Here is a 21,565-nt window from a genome sequence, read left to right as displayed (position 1 = left end):
TCAAGAAGCGGCGTCTGGCATTTCCGTAATCAGACGCGACTCGAGCAGTTGCCCGTTACGATACAGAACCGGGTACCCAACAGTGGAAATCAGGGAATTGAATTCCTTGAGTTCCCGCAGAGTCTCCAGACGAATGTCACTGCTTTCAATGCTGATGTTTGAACCATTGTGGAGCCGCTTGAGGTGCTTTTTGCGACTCTTTGAGACCAAGATTGAAAGCTCGGATTTTCCTTCCAGCAGCACGCGCGCAGAATCGATATTTTCAGCTACAAGCACATTGGATGCCAAAGACATATTGTAACATACGCGCTCGTGTACCCGGGTAAGTTCATCCCATCCATCCGTCGAGAATTTTACGTTATCACTGGCTCTGCGCTGCGCTAGGACCAGTAGACGCTTGGCAATAACATCCCCCGCCATTTCGACATTGATCGCGTATTCGACAAGCTCACGCACGTTGCGTTTTTCCGACTTTGAAAGGCTTTCGTTGCCCAATGCCGTCGCGTAACGACGGATGCCAGCCAGCGCCGTGTTTACAGCTTTATCTTTGATCCTAACGCTGGAAATTTTCTCTGAATCGCCTGTTTCATACAGCTCCATGACTGGGCGAAACATCACCTCAACGATTTGACTCATCCGCAGGATTTCCCGCTTCAAACACCCGATTGCGGCGCTTGGTTGGGAAAGCAGTTTTTGGTCCAGTGCGGATACTGCCCGAAGCGCGCCTGCCTCTTTTCCATCAGTTGTGGAAACTGGCGTAAAACTGTTCAGCGACTTTTCCAAAAGCCGTAGAAACGGCAGAGAAACAAGGAGAAGGGCTCCGTTGAAAATCAAATGTATCAGAACGAGAGTATGCCCGGTGTCTTTGCCGTCAAATAAAGGGAATAATACCTCTGTTTGCTGGATCACGACCAACAAAAGCAGCGAGCTTGCGCCTCGTAATATCAGATTTCCGAAAGGGATCCGGCGGGCCTTGCTATCCATCCCACGAGAAAGCCATATAGGCAGCGTGGCACTTCCCAGATTAGCCCCCAGTATAAGCGAAACACCCACGGTCGGCGGAATGACGTCGAGATTGGCAAAGGTCACACACATCAGTATCGCGGCGACGCTTGAGTGCATTAGAAATGTCACGCCCGCGCCGAGGAGAAAGGCAATCAGATAGTCCGTTTCAAGGTAACCGACCATCGCCGGGACAAAGGCACCTTCGCGAATTGTTACAGTTGCTGCGCCAATCAGTTGCAGCGACAGCAATATGAGCGATACCCCAAGCAGAAATCGACCGATCAAGCGGGCTTTCTGGCGCGCGCTTTTCAAAAAAAGCCAACCGCCGCACCCCATTAAAAAAGGAGAAAGCCAACTCAGATCGAATGACAAAAGTAGGATCACCAGTGCTGAACCGAAATCAGCGCCAAGCACCACCGCCATGCCGCCGACAAAATTGAGAAGCCCGGACGCAGCAAAGCCAGTTGCCAACAAAGCGGTTGCCGTGGCGCTTTGCATGACCACCGCAAGAACAATACCGGCGACCGAAGCGCTGATCCTGCGGTTTCCTTTTTCGGTCAGAATACGCTTGAACGAGGGCCCCAGTGACCGTTCGATCGAGGTCCGCACGAGATATACGGCGAAAAGCAAAAGCATAGTCGCAGCAAAAAGGTTCAGAATGAAAGTTGCGCTTGCCATTCAACCTTCCCTTGGCCTCACCACGGAAGGATCATCAAATAGACGATGGGCAACCTGAATCTCCATCAAAGGCGGTAATCCAGAGTATTTCAAGGCGGCTTCTGGCATTTCCATCAGACACCCTCGACGATCAGGATTTCTGCCTCGCCCGCACTTTCGCGGTGTTTTCGTGCGGCTTGATATTTCTCACTGTGGTAACAAGCCAATGCCTGTTTCAGTGACGCAAATTCGATTACCACGTTTCTCGGCTTACCGTTGCCTTCCAACTGTTCAGAATGCCCGCCCCGCGCAAGAGTACGGGCACCATGCTCAATGAACGCCTGTGTAGCCTCTTTCGCGTAGAGCGCGTAAGGGTCGGGATCAGTGATTGTTACATGAGCAATCCAGTATGCTTTGGGCACGGCTCAGGTCCTTTTTTATGCTTGGTGGGGAGTTTACAGCCCGGCTAAAATGTGGTGCTGCGGCCCGATATGATCAGGCCGCAACCGGTCTTTTACATTTCGGCGAATGCTTCATCGAACCCTTTGGCAAAGAACTCGATGTCGCTTTCCTGAATACACATCGGCGGCAGCATCCGCAGCACATTGCGATTGGTGCCGGATTTGCTCATGACCAGACGCTTTTCCCGTGTCTTTTCAAAGACGCGGGCGGTTTCCTCAACCGCGGGTTCTTTGGTCTTTCGATCCTTGACCAATTCAATCCCCATCATCAGACCTTTGCCGCGAACATCACCAATGATTTCGTATTTGTCCTGCAGCTTTTTCAGTTCAGCCAGCAGTTTTTCACCCATCACCCGCGAGTGCTCCTGCAGCCCCTCGTTTTGGATGATCTGAAGAACCGCCCGGCCGGCCGCCGCTGCCATCGGATTGGCACCGTAGGTGTGGAAATGGAATTTATCCGAGAATGCTTCGGCGACTTCGCGTTTAGCGATGACCGCCCCCAGCGGAAATCCGTTGCCGATACCTTTGGCGGTTATAACCATGTCTGGTACGACACCGGAGTCCTGGAAGGTCCAGAAATTCTCACCAGTCCGGGCAAAGCCGCATTGTACCTCATCGGCGATGACCAGCCCGCCCACTGCGCGAACCCGCTCGGCAGCGCCACGTATATAGTCATGAGGGATAGGGACCACGCCACCGAAGCCCTGAATAGGCTCAATGAACATGCCGGCTATTTTCTTTGAAGTCGCCACGTGCAGCGTGCGGTCTAGCGCATCAAGGTAAGGCTCAACACCTTCCCCGAACATTCCGCGGTACTGGTCCGGCGCGGGGGTAAACACTGCGCCCGACAATTGCACTGTATTGGCGCGAAAATTACTGATCCCGCAGAGCGATTGCGCACCGCAGGTCGCGCCGTGGTATGCGTTGTGCAGGGCAACAAGGTCGGTGTTGCCGGTATAGGATCGTGCCATCTGGATTGCCAGATCAGCGGCCTCTGTGCCGCTGCTTGTCAGATGCACAACCCAGTCGTGGCCTTCCGGCATGGTGGCCGCCAGCTCTTCGCAATAATGCGCGGGAACCGGGTGGTAGAACATCGTGGTGCAATGCATCAGCGATTCCATTTGTTTTACCACGGCTGCCTGAATGGCCGGATGCGCGTGCCCAACACTGATACAAAGGTTCATCCCCAGGAGATCCAGAAATTTGTTTCCCTGTTCATCCCAGAGATACTGGCCACGCCCTTCCTTGAAGATCAAAGGGTTTTCATAGGGCACGAAGGCTCTTTGTGTCGCTGAATAATATGTCTCACGTCGGTTGATAATTGCGTCGGCTGACCAATCGACGGGCAGTGCTGGTTGTGTAGCCATGTTGTGGGCTATCTCGTTCATATTTCTCTCTCCATTTTGACAAGCGATTCCGGCGGGTGCCTTTAGCTGACACCCGGTTGTTTGGTCTTCTGGTCTGGCTGGCAGAAGTCAGGTGTTTTGCATCACGGCTTTACCTCCCTGCGCTATGTCTTGTTCACGCAGAACATCGGCGCTGTGATGGCAGAAAATCTCATGCCCTTGCACAACCGGATCAAGCGTTGGTGTTATCGTGGCGCATTTGTCCCCGATCACCAGAGTGCAGCGATTGACAAAAGGACAGCCAGTTTTTGTGTGCATGACACCGGCCGAAATGCCCTTGGCAACCGCTCCGTCAACCACATCTTCCAGCCAGCCCTGACGGGTCTCGGGAACCGACGACAACAGCAAATTCGTGTAAGGATGGAATGGCGGGCTCAGAACGTCGGCAGTCTTGCCCAGTTCGACAACCCGGCCAGCATAAAGCACCGCCACACGATCTGCGAAAGCCGCGACCGTGGAAATGTCGTGGCTGATGAAGATATAGGAAACCCCCAACCTTTTTTGCAATGAACCAAGAAGATCGATGATCGACTTGGCAACAATTGTATCAAGCGCCGAGGTTACTTCGTCACACAGAATCACATCAGGCTCTGCGGCCAGGGCCCGGGCCAGGTTCACTCGCTGTTTCTGCCCGCCGGAAAGCTCGCCCGGGAACCGCGAAGCGAACCCGGTGGGGAGTTCTACCAGGTCCAGCAGATCATGCACCCGCTGGTCACGCGCAGACCCCTTCAGCCCGAGATAGAAAGTCACCGGACGCCCCAGAATTTCGCCAACCGTCTGACGCGGGTTCAGCGCCACGTCGGCCATTTGATAGACAAGCTGACAGCGTTTGAGGGTCTCGCGGGTCCGGTTTTTCAGCGCACTGGGCAGTGCCTCGCCGTTCAACAGAATTCGGCCCTGTTTTGGTGGCAACAATCCCGCGATCACCCGTGCAAGAGTGCTTTTCCCGCACCCGGATTCACCGATCACGCCAAGAGTTTCCCCCGGCGCGAGGGTCAGGGAAATATCCTGCAGTACGGGAATGCCCTCGCCACTGCCATAGGCTGCGGTGACACCTTCCACTTCCAGAACATTGGGCTGGGCGTCGCTGGCCGTATCCTGCTGGCTTTTCAACTCGTCCAGAGGCCGTTTTCTGACCGCAGCCATCAGGGCGCGGGTGTAGTCATGCGTGGGGTTGTGAATGATCTGTTCGGTGGTGCCCTGTTCCACGACATCGCCGTTCAGCAACACGATGATCCGGTCGGCCATCTGGGTCACAACCGCCAGATCATGGGCGACATAAATCGCAGCGGTTTGCTGGGTTTTGATGATTTCCTTAAACGAATTCAGAACCTCGACTTGCGTTGTCACGTCCAGCGCTGTTGTCGGCTCATCGAAAATCACTAGCTCGGGATCGGACAACAAAGCCATCGCCGCCATCAACCGTTGCAACTGGCCGCCACTGACTTGATGCGGATAGCGCCGCCCGATATTTTCCGGATCCGGCAGATCCAGCCTGCGGTACAGATCTTGCGCCTTTTTCAGTGCGGCGGCACTATCCATGATGCCGTGCACCCGGGCAACTTCGCACACCTGCCGGTTTATCGTCATCGCCGGGTTGAACGAAGCGGCGGCACTTTGAGCCACATAGGTGACCCGCTTGCCGCGCAGGTCGCGTTTTTTGTCATAGCTGAGGGTCAGTATATCCTGGCCGTCAAGCAGAATTGACCCCTTCGAGATGCGGCAACCAGGGCGCGCGAATGCCATTGCCGCCAGGGATATGGTCGATTTCCCTGACCCGGATTCCCCGATCAGCGCGACAACTTCACCGGCGTTTACCTCAAAGTTGATGTCTTTCACGATCGACATGTAGTCGCCGCCAGGCGGGCGGCCTTCGACATGCAGGTTCTGCACTTTCAAAAGACCGGTCATTGCAAAATCTCCTCGGAAATATTGCCGCTGGTTTGTTGCAGATACCAGTCAACCAGTATGTTCACGGCAATCGATACCGACGCGATGCAAAAGGCCGGGGTCAGGGCAGCGGGGGAGCCGTACAACAGCCCTTGCAGGTTTTCCTTGACCATCACGCCCCAGTCGGCACCGGGGGGTTGAACACCAAGACCCAGAAAGCTGAGCGAGCTGATAAACAGGATCGCAAATGTATAACGAATACCCAGTTCCGCCATCAGCGGCGCCGCGGTGTTGGGCAGAATTTCCCGCAGCATGATCCAGATCGGCCCTTCGCCGCGCACCTTCGCCGCCTCAACAAAATCCATCACCATGACATCCAGCGCCAGCGCCCGCGCCACGCGGAACACCCGCGTGGTGTCGATCAGGGCCACCGTCAGGATCACCACTGGCAGCGAGGTGCCGACCCCGCCGATGATGATCAGCGCCAGCATGATCGAGGGGAACGCCATGATTGCATCCACCAGGCGGCTCAGAATCTGGTCAGTCCAGCCGCGCGAAATCGCCGCCACAAATCCCAGCCCGATACCGATGCTAAAAGAAATCGCCGTGGCGATCGCGGCCAGGCCAAGGGTCATCCGCGCCCCGTAAGCGATGCGGGAAACCATGTCGCGGCCCAGATAGTCGGTGCCGAGAAATGACGCCTCTTCCGGGTAGGCGAAACTCTGGGTCGAAACCATGTCGCCTTCGCCAAACGGGGCGATCAGCGGGGCAAAGACCGAGACCAGAATCCAGAAGGCCAATATACTAACGGCGATCCAGGCTGAGGTCGTCATCCGCACCCGCCGCAGTTTCTTTTCAGGCGCGTTCACGGTATCTGTTGTCGCTGCGGACATAGTGCTGCTCCTGTGTGTCATTTCGGGGACCGCAGTCTGGGGTTGCTGAGGATCGAGAGGATGTCAGCAACCAGATTGAGCAGCACGTAGGTTCCGCAGAATATCAGGCCGCACACCTGAATAAGCGGGATGTCGCGGCTGGCCACAGCATCGACCATCAGCCGTGCCACCCCCGGATAGCTGAAAACGGTTTCAACGATCACCACTCCTGAAATCAGGTAGGCAAGGTTCAGGGCAATGACGTTGATTATCGGCGACAGGGCGTTGGGCAGCGCGTGCAGAACGATGATCTGATAGCGCGGTACACCTTTCAGAATGGCCATTTCGACATAACTTGCGCTCAGAACGCTCAGAATCGCGTTTCGGGTCATCCGGGCAATATGGGCCATGATCGCCAGCGTCAGCGTCAGGATCGGCAGGAACAGTGAGTAAAGCTGCGTCCCGAAACTCTGACCCGGTCTGACATTCGGGATTGCCGGGAACCAGCCAAACTTGACAGCGAAGAAAAACACGAGCAGTGCGGCCAGGAAGAACTCCGGCACCGAAATCGTAAGCAGCGTACCAAGGGAAATCGAACGATCCGTGAAAGAGCCGGCTTTTGTCGCTGCAACAATCCCCAGCAAAACCGACAGCGGCACAGCGATCAGCGCCGTTATGCCAGCCAGAAAGATGGTGTTCCACAGCCGCGGCCCAACCAGAAGGCTTATGTCCCGACCACTGCCTAGCGATGTCCCAAGATCACCCTGGGCGAGGTTGGAAACCCAGCCTGCGTATCTAACATAGGCAGGTTGATCCAGACCCAGCCGGTCGCGCATTGCCGCGATAACATCGGGAGGTGCCTCTTTGCCAAGGATCGATTCAGCAACATCCCCCGGCAGAATTTCCGTGCTGGCAAAGATCATCAGCGAGACGATCCACATCGTGAACAGGCCCAGCAGCAATCTTTTCAGGATCAGTTGTTTCATTTCTCAAGCCTTCAAGCACGACGTTAGCCCGGCATCATATCTGTGAAACTGCCCTGGCCGGGAGATAAACCAGGGCAGTCAGGCGTATGTTCGTCAGGAATCGAGCCAGACGCCTTCGCCAGTGTAGTGATCACTCAAGCCGCCCATCGGGTGCCCTTCAAAGCCTTGGACATGGCTGCCGACGCCATCAAGATAGTCAACAAAGCTCGGGATCAGGTTGCCTCCTTCGTCGCTGATCAACTGTTGAAGGTCACACCAGATTGCCTTGCGTGCGGCTTCATCCAGGGTGGCGCGGGCCTGCAACATCAGTTCGTCGATATGCGGGTTCACATACTTGGATTCATTCGCCGCTGAGTTGGTCATATGCACGGTTGCGTAAGTCAGGTCCGCCGTTGGCCTTGTGTTCCAATATGACCCGAAGAACGGATACTTCTCGGCTGTATGCGACCAGTAGCCGTCGGGCGGAGTCTGGCGAACCTGAACAGTTACACCACCCGCAGCGGCGGTTTGTTGCAGAACCAGTGCCTGTTCCACCCCGCCGGGCCCGGCCGTCGTCGATGTGTAGATCTCAACCGTCGCGTTTTCCATGCCGGCCTTCTTGAGGTGGAATTTTGCTTTGTCCGGATCATACGGGCGGATCGGTAGATCGGCGCAGTACATCGGATCGGATGGTGCGATCGGGTGATCATTGGCAATCTGACCATACCCTTTATAGACGCCATCCAGAACGCGCTGACGATCCTGCAAGTATTTCATTGCCAGACGGAAATCGACATTGTCGGTCGGGGCACGGTCCGCCATCATCGCCGTATAGACCCACTGACCACCGCGCGATGAGATAACCTCGGCCTGCGGCGATGCATTGATCAGATCAACTGCCTTTGCGTCCATCAATGCAGCAATATCAACTTCGCCGGACAAAAGCGCATTGGCGCGTGCCGTCGGATCGGGGATTGCAAAGGTTTCAACCGCGTCCAGATAAACGTTTTCTGCGTTGAAGTAGTTTTCATGGCGCTCGAAATAGGCACTGATGCCGGGCTGGAATTCCTTGACCTTAAACGGGCCTGTTCCAATTGGATTGTCGAAATCTGTGTGCCCCTCGGGCACAATGCCGGCGCGCGCACTGGCAAAAATGATCGGCAACTCGGCATTCGCCGCTTTCAGCTTGACGCGGATGCGATAGTCACCTTCAGCTGAAATCTCGGCAATTTGCGACATCTGCGCTTTTATTCGGGATTCGGTGTCTTCGCCCAAATGGCGGTTGATGCTGTAAAGCGCGTCCGCCGAGGTGAAGGTCTTGCCATTGTGGAATTCAACGCCCTCACGAAGGGTAAAGACCCATTCTGTGGTGGCGTCGTTGGCTTCCCAGGACGTTGCGAGTTGTGCTTCCGGGCGCTGGTCGGAGCCCGCGCGCACGAGGTTGCTGTAAAGCTGATAGCAGCGCGTTGCGTCGATGTTGCTGGTTACTGCGATCGGATCAAGGGTGTCATTCGGGCTGGTATCAGGAAACGCGATCCGGGCGACGCCTCCACGCTTTGGTGTGGCCGCCATCACAGAACTGCCCAACCCAATAAGCGCCCCGCCGAACGCGGTTCCGGCCAGCGCGGCACCGGTCCTGAGGCCAAAGGCGCGCCGTGAGATGCCGGACGCGGGGCCATTGTTCTTGATGATCTGATGATTTTTCACAGTCGTTCTCCCAGTTGGTTCGTTTTAAGGGTGTGGTCCCCCCAAGAAGCGTTCAAATTTTGTTATAGATTCAATCTTTTCATAGGCGTATCTATGCATCGCATGTGAAACAGTCTTCACACAAGCCGCTGAGGTGGATATGCAATGGGTTAAATAGTTTTATAAAAAATCTATTTCTATTGCCTGAAGTCATAAAACTGTTACGCTTTGGTCCAGCAGCAAGGAACGTGCGCGCATGAATCTGGCTCAGCTAAAAGCCTTTGAAGCCTTGGCGAGGCTCGGCAATTTTTCGCGGGCTGCCGAAGCCTTGAATGTCACTCAGCCGGCAATAACCACCCAACTGAAAACCCTACAGGAAAGTTATGGTGTCAGCCTGTTCCGGCGGCAGGGGTACACCATCACGCTGAGTACTTTGGGCCACGAATTACTGCCGCGGGCAAAGCAAGCTATCCACCTGATCACGGAACTTGATCGGTTGCTTGCCAGCACCGATCCACACGAAAGCGGGCAACTGGCCTTGGGGCTGTGTGACCCCCATTCGACATTAGGATATGTGTCTGACTTTACCCGCCTGTACCCGAATACGAAGATCTTCTGCACAATGGCTAATTCGTCCAGCCTGCTGCAGATGCTGTCAGAGTGTCAGATTGACATTGCATTTATCAACGCGGTGACAGCGCCCCAGGAGGTTTTCAGTTTACGATGCAAATCTTGCAGCCTTTCGGCCATCGTCACCAGAGACCACAAATGGGCCGGGAAAAAAGCAATCGACATCCGTGAATTCCATAACGAGAGCGTAATTCTAAGAGAACGGGACTCTACGTCGCACAAACTGTTTATGGACATGGCTGCAGATAAAGCTGTTTCGCCGGATATCGTACTGGAATTTAACAGCCGGGAGGGCCTGAAGCGTGCCGTATCGAAAGGGCTGGGAATAGGCGTTGTCCACGAGGTTTCCTTTGGCGGGGCAGAAAACCTTGTCGAGGTGAAAATAGATGGAAGCCAGTCATTCATGTCGCAGTATTTGATCTGCGCGCCGGAATTTCGGCACTCGCCAAGTGTGAAGGCGTTCTTTCAAGTCTTCCAGGACGCAAAAACAGCAGAGAATTCAGGTGGGCAAGATGCTGGAGAGGCGTTGAAATGCTGAGTTTCCTGCAACTCAAATCGCTGGTAGCACTGTCGGAATACGGCAACCTCAAAGACGCCGCGCAAGCGCTTGGAGTGTCCCGGCAAACGGCGGCAAGCAACGTCAAAGCCATTGAGGCACAGTACGACAAAGTCCTTTTTGAAAAAACAGGGCGCCAGATAACGCCTTCTCCGCCGCTGAAAGCACTAATGCCGCTGGTTAAACAAGCTTGCAAAATCCTGGCGGAAACCGAGGAGGCGCTGGAACTGGCCAGATCCCTTGAAAAAGCCTCCTTCGCGATTGGGATTGGCGAGCCTGTAATTGGTGTCGAGTTGATATCAGCTTTTTTGAAGAAGCACCCGCGCGTGACACTGCAAGCAACTGAAGGCAATGCACCGGCGTTGCTGCGCGGTTTGCATGACCGAACGTTGGACATCGCGGTCTTGGCGCTCACTGAATTGGACGACAAGTTGACAAGCGTTCTATTACGAAAGGATTCACTTTGTGCCTGCGTGCCGATTGGCCATGAATTGGCGGCGCGGGAGTCAATAGAAATCGAAGAGCTTCAGGACCATCAGTTGATTATCGGAAGTGCCGGGACAACACTCCGGACAATCACCGGCAGGGCGTTTTTTCAGGCCCACCGCCAGTTGAATACATACATCGAATTTGATGAATGGGATCCGATTATCGAAGCCACCTTACAGGGATTGGGGGTTGGCATTATTCAGGATAATCTGGTGGCCGGAGATTCAAGACTGCATTCCCTGCGCCTGCAAGGTGGCGATACCAGCGTCTACCAGTACATCGTCTTCCCGCCGGAAAACGAGAACCTCGCAACTGTCCGGGCCTTTCTGGAAATTTGTCAAAGCGATCCAACCTCCAACCATATGGATGGGCGGAGGATAACAGGCCAGACCAGAACATTTTGAACACCACCCGCGCATTTTGTCCCGGTTGGATCATAATAGGTTGATGTCAGCGCAGTTGCGTCATGGAATTGGCACCCGACTTGAATTCGAAACAGCCGCGCAGCGGTTTCGGACAGTTTTTCTGCTCTGGCAATGTCAATCAACACAAGTGCAAAGTGCTTGCCGGTGCGGGCTCCGACCGTTCCGGAGGTGATAAGACCGACGACCTTGTCGCCCTCCCAGATCGGCTCATCATGCAGCTATAGCGGAGCACCGGCGGCCTCAAACAGCGCCAGTCTTCGGGCAACGCCGTACCTCTTTTGATCTTCAAGCGCTGACCCGTCCTATGCCTCAAGCGTACATCGAAAGGTGTGCCGATCCTAGCTACCTTGGTGCGCGCGCAGCGAATTCGTACTTTGTCCGCAGTCCAGTTATCGAGGGTTCAGGCTACGCTGAAGATTGCATGAATGACTGCAATGCGCAGTGTCATGCAGCGCAAAATTCTGCCGCCCTGCAGGGATAAAATTTCTGCGAGCACGCGCAGCAAGATTTTAACACTTCCGGTTCGGGCTCGATCCGCCAGTTCGCCGCATCGGACACGAGTGGCCGGTTCAGGACGGACCCGCATTTCGCTGCGTCAGGCACGAACTGGTTGGATGCGGGACAGAGCCGCCATTGCAATACACAGATCCAGTGTCTGCTTTTAACGCGTTTCTGCAGTTGTGACTTTCCACAATTGCTCTGAGTGATTGGCTTCCTTGCCATTTCTAGCAAGCAACACGGCCACAGAACTATGATCTCGACATCATCTTACCGCCGCCACTGCGGTCGTGAAAACGCGTTGGGAATGACCATATAACAAATGAAGTACTTAATTTGCGATATATACAATAAAACAAAATTTTAATACTTTTTTTCTAATTTGAATGGTATCGCAGCAGTCTGCGATCGCACCAACCGGAAGGAAACCGCGGCTTAGGAGGTTTGAGCAGAGAACAATTTCAGGCACCTTGCCAAAGAAGGCCTCCAAAACGGGAGGTACAACACAAATTCAACAAAAGGGAGGAAGTTATGATTGATAGCAGTTCAGTAGGTCGATTTGTTCGATCAAGCGCCACTGTGGCGGTCGTCGGGCTAATGGCTTTGCAGGGGACAGAGGCGTTGGCCTGGTCGCTTGAGGAGGCCGCGGCGCCTTACAAAGGAACGACGATTCGCACGGTCGGTGAAGCGCTTCCGCCATTGGAGGCGATGGCGGAATTGAAAAGCGAGTTCGAGAGTCGCACCGGCATCACGGTTGAAATCGAGATGTACGAGCACTCTGAGGCGGTCAACAAGGTCATGTTGGATCTGAATTCGCGTCGCGGACGGTACGATTTCATTTTGCAGCCACACCGTGAACTTGGCCGTTTTGTTGCCAATGGTCATCTCCAATCCGTTGAAGGGTTCATGAGCAATGAAGACCTTCGCGACCCTTCTTTCATGCCGGAAGAACAGCTCTACCAGGGCCTGTGGAAAGAAATCTCGTGGTATGAGGGTCAGGTCTATGGCTTCCCGTTCACGGCGCTTACCATGTACATGTGGTACCGGGATGATCTGCTCAATGATCCCGACGAGCGAGCCGGGTTTGAAGCAAAGTACGGCTATGAACTAAGGCCGGCGACCACTTGGCAGGAGTACACCGATATTGCCGAATGGTTCCACCGCCCGGATGAAGGCTTCTACGGCACGGCCCTGCAAGGTAAGCGCCACGAGGCATTGTGGTATGAATGGCTGAATTTCCTCTACAGCTTTGGCGGAGATATGCTGGAAGCAAACTCAGGAAGCGAATGCGGTCCGGTTGTTGTCAACAGCCCCGAAGCCGTCGCGTCGCTTGAGTACTACAAGAGCTTGTTGGCCTATTCGCCTGCGGATTCCCTCAATTACACCTGGGATGAGGTCATGGCGCTGATGCAGCAGGGTAAAGTCTATCAAATGATCATGTGGAATGATGCGACCTATGCCGTCGCAGAGGACCATGAAGCCAGCACGGTTGCAGGCAAGATGGGCTTTGACATCGTCCCGCCGCAAGAAAACGGCGAGGCCGTTGGCCAGGTTGAAGGCTGGACTTATCTTATCCCGGCAGGTTCGAAGAACCAGGAAGCTGCCTATCTGTTTGTTCAATGGATGATGGAGGAAACCCAACAGCTCAATCAGCATCTGAACGGCGGTGCTACGGCTCGGCCTGATGTTTATGCGCATCCGGATGTACAGGCCATCAGCTACTCGCAGGCATCAATGGATACCAACGCAGCTGCGCGGCCAAAGCCGACGATCCCGGAATCTCCGCAGATCACCGATATTCTGGTCCGCGAATTGAGCACTTACCTGTCTGACGGCAAGAGCGCTCAACAGGCGCTGGATGACGCTGCCGTGGAGATGTCCAAACTTCTCGGTGAATGTGCTCCACTCAAATTCCCTGTGGAATAACACGTTCGTAGAGAAACGAAACTGTTGAAACCTTATAGAGACTGGACATGAAATGCGAAAAAACAGGATAATCGAGAGGGTGCTGGATCACGGAGTGGCACCGTTGTTGTTGATCCCCTCCGTTGTCCTGCTATTCGTCATTCTTCTGGGCCCATTCCTCTATATGGTCTGGACCGGATTTACGGACCTCCATTATGCGCTGCCAAATCGAGATGGTGCATTTGTCGGGTTCGACAATTTCCGGCGGCTAATGCAGGACGACCCCATTTTCTGGCACAGCTTCTGGCTAACCATGAAGTTTGTGTTTGGGGTCGTCCTGGTCGAATTCGCCTTTGGCCTTGGCCTGGCGTTGTTGATATTTCACTATATCAAGAACCATCGTTTTATTCTGACGATACTGCTTGTTCCCATGATGCTGGCTCCCATCGCTGTCGGATTGATCTGGAAATTGTTGCTTTCGGGCGATTTCGGAATGTTCACTTACTATTTGCGGGCGATCGGCCTTGCGGATCTACAAACATCGATATTGGGCAACCCCTCATTGGTCATGCCGGCAATCATGCTGATCGATGTCTGGCAGTGGACACCCTTTGTAACCTTGGTCATCCTGGCCGGTTTGCTCAGCCTGCCAAAGGAGCCGTTTGAAGCTGCTATCATGGATGGCGCGAGACCTTTGCAGATTTTCAGAGATGTCACCCTGCCTCTTTTGCGACCCATAATCGCGCTCGTCCTTTTGCTGCGCGGGATTGATGCGTTCAAAGAGTTCGACAAGGTCTTCATCCTAACCGGCGGTGGCCCGGGCATCTCCACGGAAATGCTGTCCATCTATACCTATCGAATAAACTTCAAAGACTGGGATTTGGGCTATGGAGCTGTGTGTGCCTTCATGGTGTATCTCGTGGTCCTGATCATGTGCTCGGTTTTCTACAAGGCCGTGTACTGGAATGAAGGCCGCTCGAAAATGGCCGGAAAGGCAGCAGCATGATAAGCCGAGGCTGGAAAATGGCGATGGTGGCAACGCTGATCGCAATACTGATCTTGTTCCTGACACCCTATCTCTGGATTGTCATGACATCTTTCAAAACACGTCTTGATATTTTGTCAGACGCACCTGTTTGGTTCTTCACACCGACATCCGAGAACTACCCAACGATATTCATCGACAAGAATTACCTGCCACTGGTCTGGAACTCCATGATCGTGGCATCGTTCAGCACGATATTGTCGCTGGCGTTCGGCACACCTGCTGCGTATGTCTTCGCCCGTTTCGAATTCCCCGGAAAAGAAGACCTTTTCTTCTTCTTCCTGACCACTCGCATGGCCCCTCCGATCTCCATTGTGGTGCCGATGTTCCTGTTGTTTTCGGTGCTGGGACTTACTGATAAACCGATTGCCGTGATCCTGGCGCACACCACATTCAATGTTTCGTTGGTAGTCTGGATGATGCGCGGCTTCTTTGCGGACATCCCCCGGGAAATCGACGAAGCCGCGATGATGGATGGCCACACGCGGGGCGGAACATTCCTGCGGGTTTTGCTGCCCCTGGCCGCACCCGGTCTCGCAGCTACGGCGGTGTTGTGCTTCATCCTCAGCTGGAATGAATTCCTATACGCTTTCATCCTGGTCGCCTTCGAGGGCCGCACACTGACGGTCGGCATTCCTGGTCTGGTCACGCCACACGGAACACTCTGGGGGCAAGTGGCCTCTGTTGCAGTAGTGGCAACTCTGCCAATCCTCTTCTTCACATTCCTGGTGCAAAAGCACCTCGTTCGCGGCCTGACATTTGGCGCAGTAAAAGGATAACAATATGAGCGTCTCATTCAATCAAATCAGCAAAGTGTTTGCCGACGGAACAGTTGGGCTGGACCACCTAGATCTAAAGTTCGACAAGGGAGAATTCATTGTCCTCTTGGGCCCGTCGGGCAGCGGCAAAACGACGGCATGCCGTATTCTCGCTGGCCTCGAAGAAGCGACAAGCGGGTCTGTCAAAGTTGATAATCTCGAGGTCACAAGCCTGCCGCCGCGCGAACGCAATATGGGTATGGTGTTTCAGAACTATGCCCTCTACGGACACAAGACTGTATATGAAAATATTGCATATCCATTGCGTATCCGGAAAATCGACAAGGGCAATATCGACAATCGCGTCAAAGCTATCGCGAAAGTTCTGCAAATTGAGGATTTTCTGGACCGTAGACCAAGCCAACTTTCGGGAGGTCAAGCGCAACGAGTGGCTGTAGCCAGGGCAATGGTCTGGAGCCCTGACATCTGTTTGATGGACGAACCCCTGAGCAACCTGGACGCCTTGCTTCGGCTGAAAACCAGAACAGAGCTGAAGCGCCTGCATGGTGATCTTGGGCAAACATTCGTCTTTGTTACCCACGATCAGGAAGAAGCGATGACTCTCGGCACCAGAATTGCTGTTTTGAATCAAGGAAAGCTGGCGCAGTTTGACACCCCTCGGCAGGTTTACCATGAACCGACAACACGATTTGTTGCCGAATTCATTGGCCGCCCTGCAATGAACATCATCGAAGGTGAAATCAAAGATGGCGTGTTCAAATCAGGTCCATTCGAATTGGCCGTCAAAGGGCAACCAGATGGCTCGGTAGCGTTGGGGGTCAGGCCAGAGCAAATCGTGTTGAAAGAAGTGAGCACGGATGAGTCTGTAGGGTTTAACCTTGACGTATTGGAACTGGTCGAGCCTGATGCCTTGCTGTTTGTCAATAAAGGCGACACATCCCTGGTGGTGCGGGTCATGCATGACATTGGGGATCTCGATCGCGGCTCCGAAGTTCATCTCGAATTTCCGGATCATGCCCGCCATTTCTTTGAAATCAGCGATGGGCGGCGCAGATCATGAGTCCGGTCACCCATCTCATTCCCGTTCTTCTAGGTGCCGTTCTCTGGTACCTTTTGAGCGCACTCAATCGACGCAAGGGTTGGTTCCGGATTGGTGAAATCATCTTCTGGGATGTCATCATCCTAATCATTGTTTTGCTGATCTGGTTAAGGTGGTTCTAGCCAATCAAAGATGACTCGGCCGAAAACACCCTCTAAGCGCAGAGCGGCCTTATTGCTCGATACAAAAATACCTCCCTGAACTGGTGGAGAGTGAAACTCACCTCCACCTTTTTTTTCACTGACTTTCAAAATAGAATTACAGAGCTGTTTTTCAGGACGAGTGTTCCATCAACGTATCGATAAACTCCGAGAACAACTCGCCTTGTGATCGGATTCGTAGTTTCGAGTAAATGTTTCGTCGATGGATACGCACTGTGCCAGGAGAGATATCCAGAATGCGTCCGACCGCTGCAGCCGAATGCCCCTTCAACGTAAATTCGGCTACTTCCTTTTCCCGTGGTGTAAGAAGTCCCAGGCCGAATTTCTGGAAGGCGAGTTCCAGACTTCCCGCGCCTTTGACCAACTCTCCTCCTCCAGCCGATGCACCAAATTTGTTGGCCAGATCCGACCAGTGTTGCTGACACGCGGCCAGAACAACAGGGGCATACCTATTCAGGTCGCGACATTCTTTGACCGAGAACGCCTTTTTGGCGCGCATCAGCGACACAACAACCACTGCCGCGTCGGGAAGATTGATAAAAAAGGCGATCTCCTCGGCGAGATCTGTTTGAACGTAGTAGTTGCGAAAATACTCACCCTGATAAAACCTGTCAGGGGCTAAGTCTCGTAGGCGAAAAAGCCCTGACTCTATGGGTTTGGTAGTGGCAAGAAAAAAGGGATCAAGAAGATATGGTCCTTCCTGGTAGTCTTCGACAAATATCTTTCTCTTTTTGCTTGGAAAATCATCATAGAGATCCAGCGGGCGCTCTGACCCGAAATAGCCGAACACAACCGTGTAATCGAATGGTGCAATCTCTTGCAAAGCGCCGGACAAACTTGTGGCAAATGCAGTTCCCCCAATGTCGGCAATCAGTTGGCCCGTGGCCTCAAAGTCATTCTTCATAGCTGATACTCCATTTCACAGACCTTCATACTGCATTATGCATACCTATTTTGTGATATATACATGCAATTGCCAATTTTGTAGTATTTTTTGCATATCAGCGGTATCTTGGATGCCAGACACATTTATCGTGTCGCCGACCATACACGAAGCATGCAAGGTCAGAAGTTACGTGGCCAGGAAAGCCGTTGAACCGAACCTCCATTGAAGAGGTGCCTAGGGTACGAGTTCCTTTTGGGGGATCCCGCTTCCGTTGGGCAAAGAAGGAGCTAGAAAAGTGAACGAAATGGCTAGCGAGGCAAAACCGACAGGTGCCGCCGAAAGAACATCACTGAAAGGCCGAGTTGCCTTCATTACTGGTGCTGGTTCGGGGATCGGACGTGCAGGTGCATTCGCAATGGCTCGGTGCGGCGCGCACGTTGTTGTTTCTGACCGCGACGGAGACCTGGCCGCCCGCGTCTTGGAGGAAATCGAATCTGAGGGTTACCTTGGTTCATCACGCCGGCTTGATGTCAGTGATGACGCGGCGTTGGAGACCGCCATTCTTGATACGGCAAAAGAGCATGGCCGTCTTGATATCCTCCATTCCCATGCTGGAATTCAGGTTGACGGTTCACTGGAACAGGTTGCTCCGGAGGGGATGGATGCAAGCTGGGTGATAAATGTGCGGGCCCACTTCATTGCTGCCCGAACCGCAGTTCAACCGATGAAGCGACAGGGAGGCGGCAGTATTATCATCACTGCTTCGAACTCCGGCGTCCAATACGATCGTGGAATGATTGCCTATGCCACGACAAAACACGCGGTCGTTGCCATGACAAAGCAGATGGCCGCAGATTACGCGAACGTCAACATACGCTTCAATTCGCTTTGCCCCGGTTTCGTGGATACGCCGTTCAATGCGGGTTTTGAAACCCAGATGGGAGGGCGGAACGCGCTCGAACGCTATATTGAAGACAACATTCCAATGGGGCGTTGGGCGACATGTGATGAAATTGCGGATGCGATTGTGTTTCTTGCTTCGGACATGTCATCCTTCATGACTGGGCACGCGCTCGTCGTGGATGGAGGGGAGTGCATCTAATTCTTTGCTATCCCAAATAAGTGGCGATGCACCGAACTTCTCCGGCGGCGGAGTTTGATTAGAAATTCATCCATCTAGGAGACAAGCCATGACCAACTCGACTGACACCAATCGCTGGCGGCGCTTTTCCGATTGGGACGAAAGAATGCTCCGCCATGATCTTTTTGCAGCAGAAGACCCCGAAGCCGGGTTTTCGGTCTTTAAAAGCCCTTATGATCCTATCGCCGGTGCCACAATCAAAAGCGGTCGAATTGTCAGTCTGGACGGCAAACCCGAAAAGGATTTCGACATTCTGGACGAGTTCATCGCGCGCCATCATCTGGACCCAGATCTGGTCGAAGAAGCGATGGCCATGGATGATGGCGAAATCGCGAGGATGCTTGTGGACATCAATGTTCCCAGGGAAAAGCTGGAGCGGTTGGCACGCGGTATGACTCCTGCAAAGCTCGCCAATGTTGTCGCGCAACTCTCGTCACTTGAGGTCGCATTCGCGTACTCAAAAATGCGCCAGCGCAAAACCCCGGGAAATCAGGCCCACGTCACCAATGCCAAAGACGATCCGCTGCAATTGGCCGCTGACGCCGCGACGGCTGCAGAACTGGGTTTTGACGAACTTGAAACGACAATGCGTGTCTCTTCGAACTCTTGGGCCAACGCGCTTGCATGTACGGTGGGGGCGTCCGTCGGCCGTGGCGACGCTCTGTTTCAGTGTTCCATCGAAGAGGCGGAAGAACTGCGGATCGGCATGGCAGGGCTGGCAACCTATGCCGAGACCATCTCAGTCTACGGAACGGAAAAGGCCTTCATCGATGGTGATGACACTCCGTGGTCCAAAGCGTTCCTAACGGCGGCCTATGCCTCACGCGGGATCAAGGCGCGCTGCACTTCCGGAGCGGGCGCAGAGCTTCTGATGGGGTTCCACGAAAAGAAGTCTGTTTTGTATCTCGAAGCCCGATGCCTTTGCGTACAACGGGCCATGGGCATCCAGGGCACACAGAACGGTGGGGTCGATGGTGCTGCCCTGACTGCGTCGATGCCCGGCGGCGTCAGAGAGCTCATGGCCGAGAACCTGATCGCTGTTTGGCTTGGCCTGGAATGCGCATCCGGCAATGATGCGCGAACCAGCGAATCTGAAATTCGTGTCGGGGCCAAAATCACACCACTCCTGCTTGCCGGATCTGATCTGATTACCAGCGGCCAGGGATCGATCAACAAATACGACAACACCTTCAATGCTTCGCTGTTCAATGGCGAAGAAATCGAGGAGTATCTCACCCTCCAGCGCGATTTCGAGGTCGATGGCGGATTGACACCATTAGACGAGGAGCGCGCGCTTGGTTTGCGAATTCGCGCTGTAGAGGCCCTGACAGCGGTGTTTGAAGAGCTCGATTTGGCCACCGTCACGACCTCGATGGTCCAGTCGGTGGTATTCGCGTCCGGCTCCGATCAAACTGACAGTTTCACCGCAGGCCAGGTCACCCCTATTAGCGAAGCAATCAAGAACCGAAATATCACAGCGGTGGATGTTGTCCGCGCGCTGGCCAAACGTGGGTTTCGCGACGAGGCCGAAAATCTTCTCTTCATGCTCAAACAGCGGGTGACGGGTGACTATCTTCAGACCTCGGCCATCTTTCGCGATCACAAGATCATCAGCGCCCTGAATGACCCCAATGACTATAGCGGTCCGGCCACCGGATACCGCATGGACGAGAAGCGTTGGTCAGACGTGAAATCCGTGCGGGGCACGCTGACGAAAGAAAGCGTTCTTGCAACCGAAGCTCTGGGCAAAGAGCAGTTCCCGGATTGGCTTTTTGACGACGGAACAGCAGAACCCGGCACAGACCGCCACGAAGTCGTGATTGGCGTCAGTCCGGCCTTTGGCGCAGAAATGCACAGAACCTCCGCGGGCCATGGCCTGCCCGATGTGATCAACGCAATCACTTCGGGCATTTCAGGAGGCGGTGGCCGCGCCAGGTTGGTGCGCATCCTGCACACAGCCGACACATCTTTTGTCGGATTGTCGGCGGCAAAGCTATCTGGTTCAGGAATTGGAATAGGTATCCAATCGAAAGGTACTGCCGTTTTGCACCGCTCTGATCGTTTGCCTCACCTGAACCTCGAACTGTTTTCGAACGCGCCACTTGTCCTACTTGATCACTACAAACAGCTTGGTTGGAATGCGGCACGCCACACGTTCGGAGAAGCGCCGGAACCGGTTGTGGTCCCTTTCCGGGGTGAAGCGCTCTCGGCACGTTTCCACGCGCGCGTCGCCATCCTCTTCGCGCTGGAAACCGAAATGACCGACCCCGATGCAAAACCTGTTCAACTAACCTTGCCACCCACAGGAGCGTAGTGCCATGTCGATCAAGGACCTCTATCCGCTTGCCGAAAAGGCGCCTGATCGCGTCAAGACACCTACCGGCAAATCCCTCGCGGATATCACGCTAGACGCATTGCTGGCTGGTGACGTGACGGTAGCTGATCTCGCGATCACGCCCGAGGCGCTGCACTTACAGGCTGAAATCGCGCTTGCAGGTGGCCGTCACACACTCGCGGAGAATTTTCAACGCGCAGCAGAGCTTGTCACGATCCCTCAGGACGTCATCATGGAAACCTATGAAATGCTACGCCCGGGACGCGCCGATCGGAAAACGCTACACGCGCAGGCAGAGGTTCTCCGGTCCACATACAAGGCTGAACTCCTGGCGAAGTTCATCGAAGAAGCCGCCGTTGCCTATGAACGCCGCGGGATTTTCGCGAAAAGATACTGATATGACCGAGTGCATTTCGCGGTCCCGTTTTGAATGGGTTAAATGCGATTTCGATCCATTGCGCATCTGCGAAGCAAATTCCGTCCGATGTTCACAACAGCGTCAGTGACCGTTTGTTTCGAATTCTTACCGCTACTGCGATCCAAGCCAACGTCCGCAAAGCACGATTAGCATCAGTTTGTGCATCTTGCAGCATTCGGCACTAATGGGATGTACCGGCTGCTTCACCCAGCAGTTTAGGCTTTGCCTATATCTGCAAACAGGAGAAGTAGCTATG

At 54.0% G+C, this 21,565-nt stretch carries 18 protein-coding genes; 9 read left to right on the top strand and 9 right to left on the bottom strand.

Annotated features, from left to right (window positions below; translation table 11 throughout):
* From AC2FEB_RS21550 to AC2FEB_RS21520, 7 genes are all read right to left on the bottom strand, one after another.
* Nucleotides 1-1,683, bottom strand: coding sequence for a Na/Pi cotransporter family protein (locus tag AC2FEB_RS21550; protein ID WP_496676864.1), 1,683 nt, complete (start codon nt 1,681-1,683; stop codon nt 1-3).
* Between the two features lie 113 nt (nt 1,684-1,796).
* The gene (locus AC2FEB_RS21545; protein ID WP_496676862.1) at nt 1,797-2,084 is read right to left on the bottom strand and encodes a DUF1330 domain-containing protein; all 288 of its coding nucleotides are present in this window, start codon (nt 2,082-2,084) and stop codon (nt 1,797-1,799) included.
* A 92-nt stretch (nt 2,085-2,176) separates the two neighbouring features.
* Nucleotides 2,177-3,511: an aspartate aminotransferase family protein gene (locus AC2FEB_RS21540; protein WP_496676860.1), complete on the bottom strand. Its 1,335-nt coding sequence runs from the start codon at nt 3,509-3,511 to the stop codon at nt 2,177-2,179.
* Nucleotides 3,512-3,598: 87 nt separating this feature from the next.
* Complete coding sequence (locus tag AC2FEB_RS21535; RefSeq protein ID WP_496676858.1) at nt 3,599-5,440, bottom strand: ABC transporter ATP-binding protein; 1,842 nt, start codon at nt 5,438-5,440, stop codon at nt 3,599-3,601.
* Complete coding sequence (locus AC2FEB_RS21530) at nt 5,437-6,252, bottom strand: ABC transporter permease (RefSeq protein ID WP_496676906.1); 816 nt, start codon at nt 6,250-6,252, stop codon at nt 5,437-5,439. Before AC2FEB_RS21530 ends, AC2FEB_RS21535 begins: the two co-directional genes overlap by 4 nt.
* A 77-nt stretch (nt 6,253-6,329) precedes the next feature.
* Nucleotides 6,330-7,277, bottom strand: a complete 948-nt coding sequence (locus AC2FEB_RS21525; RefSeq protein ID WP_496676855.1) for an ABC transporter permease — start codon at nt 7,275-7,277, stop codon at nt 6,330-6,332.
* A gap of 93 nt (nt 7,278-7,370) precedes the next feature.
* Nucleotides 7,371-8,963 (bottom strand): ABC transporter substrate-binding protein, encoded by a 1,593-nt coding sequence (locus AC2FEB_RS21520; protein WP_496884361.1) that lies wholly within the window; start codon nt 8,961-8,963, stop codon nt 7,371-7,373.
* A 235-nt stretch (nt 8,964-9,198) separates the two neighbouring features.
* On the opposite strand from AC2FEB_RS21520, the gene AC2FEB_RS21515 reads away from it, so the two are divergent.
* Together AC2FEB_RS21515 and AC2FEB_RS21510 are read left to right on the top strand one after the other, a co-directional pair.
* Entirely contained in the window at nt 9,199-10,110 is a 912-nt protein-coding gene (locus AC2FEB_RS21515) for a LysR substrate-binding domain-containing protein (protein ID WP_496676850.1), read from the top strand.
* On the top strand, nt 10,104-11,021 hold the full coding sequence (locus AC2FEB_RS21510) for a LysR substrate-binding domain-containing protein (RefSeq protein ID WP_496676847.1): 918 nt from the start codon (nt 10,104-10,106) through the stop codon (nt 11,019-11,021). The genes AC2FEB_RS21515 and AC2FEB_RS21510 overlap by 7 nt, the downstream gene beginning before the upstream one ends.
* On the opposite strand, the gene AC2FEB_RS21505 is transcribed toward AC2FEB_RS21510, so the two are convergent.
* Entirely contained in the window at nt 10,955-11,245 is a 291-nt protein-coding gene (locus tag AC2FEB_RS21505) for a glycine cleavage T C-terminal barrel domain-containing protein (protein ID WP_496676903.1), read from the bottom strand. The two genes, AC2FEB_RS21510 and AC2FEB_RS21505, sit on opposite strands and share 67 nt — an antisense overlap.
* Nucleotides 11,246-12,071: 826 nt before the next feature.
* Here AC2FEB_RS21505 and AC2FEB_RS21500 point away from each other — a divergent pair.
* The 4 genes from AC2FEB_RS21500 to AC2FEB_RS21485 are packed head-to-tail and all read left to right on the top strand — an operon-like array spanning nt 12,072 to nt 16,329.
* Nucleotides 12,072-13,466 (top strand): ABC transporter substrate-binding protein, encoded by a 1,395-nt coding sequence (locus AC2FEB_RS21500; RefSeq protein WP_496676845.1) that lies wholly within the window; start codon nt 12,072-12,074, stop codon nt 13,464-13,466.
* Between the two features lie 52 nt (nt 13,467-13,518).
* The gene (locus tag AC2FEB_RS21495) at nt 13,519-14,451 is read left to right on the top strand and encodes a carbohydrate ABC transporter permease (protein ID WP_496676843.1); all 933 of its coding nucleotides are present in this window, start codon (nt 13,519-13,521) and stop codon (nt 14,449-14,451) included.
* 17 nt (nt 14,452-14,468) lie between these two features.
* Nucleotides 14,469-15,269, top strand: coding sequence for a carbohydrate ABC transporter permease (locus AC2FEB_RS21490; protein ID WP_496676839.1), 801 nt, complete (start codon nt 14,469-14,471; stop codon nt 15,267-15,269).
* Between the two features lie 4 nt (nt 15,270-15,273).
* Nucleotides 15,274-16,329, top strand: a complete 1,056-nt coding sequence (locus AC2FEB_RS21485; RefSeq protein WP_496676837.1) for an ABC transporter ATP-binding protein — start codon at nt 15,274-15,276, stop codon at nt 16,327-16,329.
* Between the two features lie 312 nt (nt 16,330-16,641).
* Here AC2FEB_RS21485 and AC2FEB_RS21480 read toward each other — a convergent pair whose 3' ends face one another.
* Nucleotides 16,642-17,433, bottom strand: coding sequence for a helix-turn-helix transcriptional regulator (locus AC2FEB_RS21480; RefSeq protein WP_496676835.1), 792 nt, complete (start codon nt 17,431-17,433; stop codon nt 16,642-16,644).
* 286 nt (nt 17,434-17,719) lie between these two features.
* Here AC2FEB_RS21480 and AC2FEB_RS21475 point away from each other — a divergent pair, with 286 nt between their 5' ends.
* The 3 genes from AC2FEB_RS21475 to AC2FEB_RS21465 all read left to right on the top strand — a co-directional run bounded on the left by AC2FEB_RS21475 (nt 17,720) and on the right by AC2FEB_RS21465 (nt 21,288).
* Complete coding sequence (locus AC2FEB_RS21475; protein WP_496676901.1) at nt 17,720-18,517, top strand: SDR family NAD(P)-dependent oxidoreductase; 798 nt, start codon at nt 17,720-17,722, stop codon at nt 18,515-18,517.
* Nucleotides 18,518-18,605: 88 nt separating this feature from the next.
* On the top strand, nt 18,606-20,870 hold the full coding sequence (locus AC2FEB_RS21470) for a propanediol/glycerol family dehydratase large subunit (RefSeq protein ID WP_496676833.1): 2,265 nt from the start codon (nt 18,606-18,608) through the stop codon (nt 20,868-20,870).
* A 4-nt stretch (nt 20,871-20,874) separates the two neighbouring features.
* Nucleotides 20,875-21,288: a diol dehydratase small subunit gene (locus tag AC2FEB_RS21465; RefSeq protein WP_496676830.1), complete on the top strand. Its 414-nt coding sequence runs from the start codon at nt 20,875-20,877 to the stop codon at nt 21,286-21,288.
* Nucleotides 21,289-21,565 lie beyond the last annotated feature (277 nt).

This window comes from Ruegeria sp. YTSC106 (assembly GCF_059609765.1).
The sequence above is the reverse complement of the archived record's forward strand: the minus strand, read 5'-3'. Positions and strand labels throughout refer to the sequence as shown.

Coding starts and splice junctions, on each gene's coding strand:
- AC2FEB_RS21470 (WP_496676833.1), top strand. CDS start 18,606: ATGACCAACTCGACTGACACCAATCGCTGGCGGCGCTTTTCCGATTGG.
- AC2FEB_RS21510 (WP_496676847.1), top strand. CDS start 10,104: ATGCTGAGTTTCCTGCAACTCAAATCGCTGGTAGCACTGTCGGAATAC.
- AC2FEB_RS21500 (WP_496676845.1), top strand. CDS start 12,072: ATGATTGATAGCAGTTCAGTAGGTCGATTTGTTCGATCAAGCGCCACT.
- AC2FEB_RS21490 (WP_496676839.1), top strand. CDS start 14,469: ATGGCGATGGTGGCAACGCTGATCGCAATACTGATCTTGTTCCTGACA.
- AC2FEB_RS21485 (WP_496676837.1), top strand. CDS start 15,274: ATGAGCGTCTCATTCAATCAAATCAGCAAAGTGTTTGCCGACGGAACA.
- AC2FEB_RS21525 (WP_496676855.1), bottom strand. CDS start 7,277: ATGAAACAACTGATCCTGAAAAGATTGCTGCTGGGCCTGTTCACGATG.
- AC2FEB_RS21530 (WP_496676906.1), bottom strand. CDS start 6,252: ATGACGACCTCAGCCTGGATCGCCGTTAGTATATTGGCCTTCTGGATT.
- AC2FEB_RS21515 (WP_496676850.1), top strand. CDS start 9,199: ATGAATCTGGCTCAGCTAAAAGCCTTTGAAGCCTTGGCGAGGCTCGGC.
- AC2FEB_RS21535 (WP_496676858.1), bottom strand. CDS start 5,440: ATGACCGGTCTTTTGAAAGTGCAGAACCTGCATGTCGAAGGCCGCCCG.
- AC2FEB_RS21475 (WP_496676901.1), top strand. CDS start 17,720: ATGGCTAGCGAGGCAAAACCGACAGGTGCCGCCGAAAGAACATCACTG.
- AC2FEB_RS21540 (WP_496676860.1), bottom strand. CDS start 3,511: ATGAACGAGATAGCCCACAACATGGCTACACAACCAGCACTGCCCGTC.
- AC2FEB_RS21550 (WP_496676864.1), bottom strand. CDS start 1,683: ATGGCAAGCGCAACTTTCATTCTGAACCTTTTTGCTGCGACTATGCTT.
- AC2FEB_RS21495 (WP_496676843.1), top strand. CDS start 13,519: ATGCGAAAAAACAGGATAATCGAGAGGGTGCTGGATCACGGAGTGGCA.
- AC2FEB_RS21465 (WP_496676830.1), top strand. CDS start 20,875: ATGTCGATCAAGGACCTCTATCCGCTTGCCGAAAAGGCGCCTGATCGC.
- AC2FEB_RS21480 (WP_496676835.1), bottom strand. CDS start 17,433: ATGAAGAATGACTTTGAGGCCACGGGCCAACTGATTGCCGACATTGGG.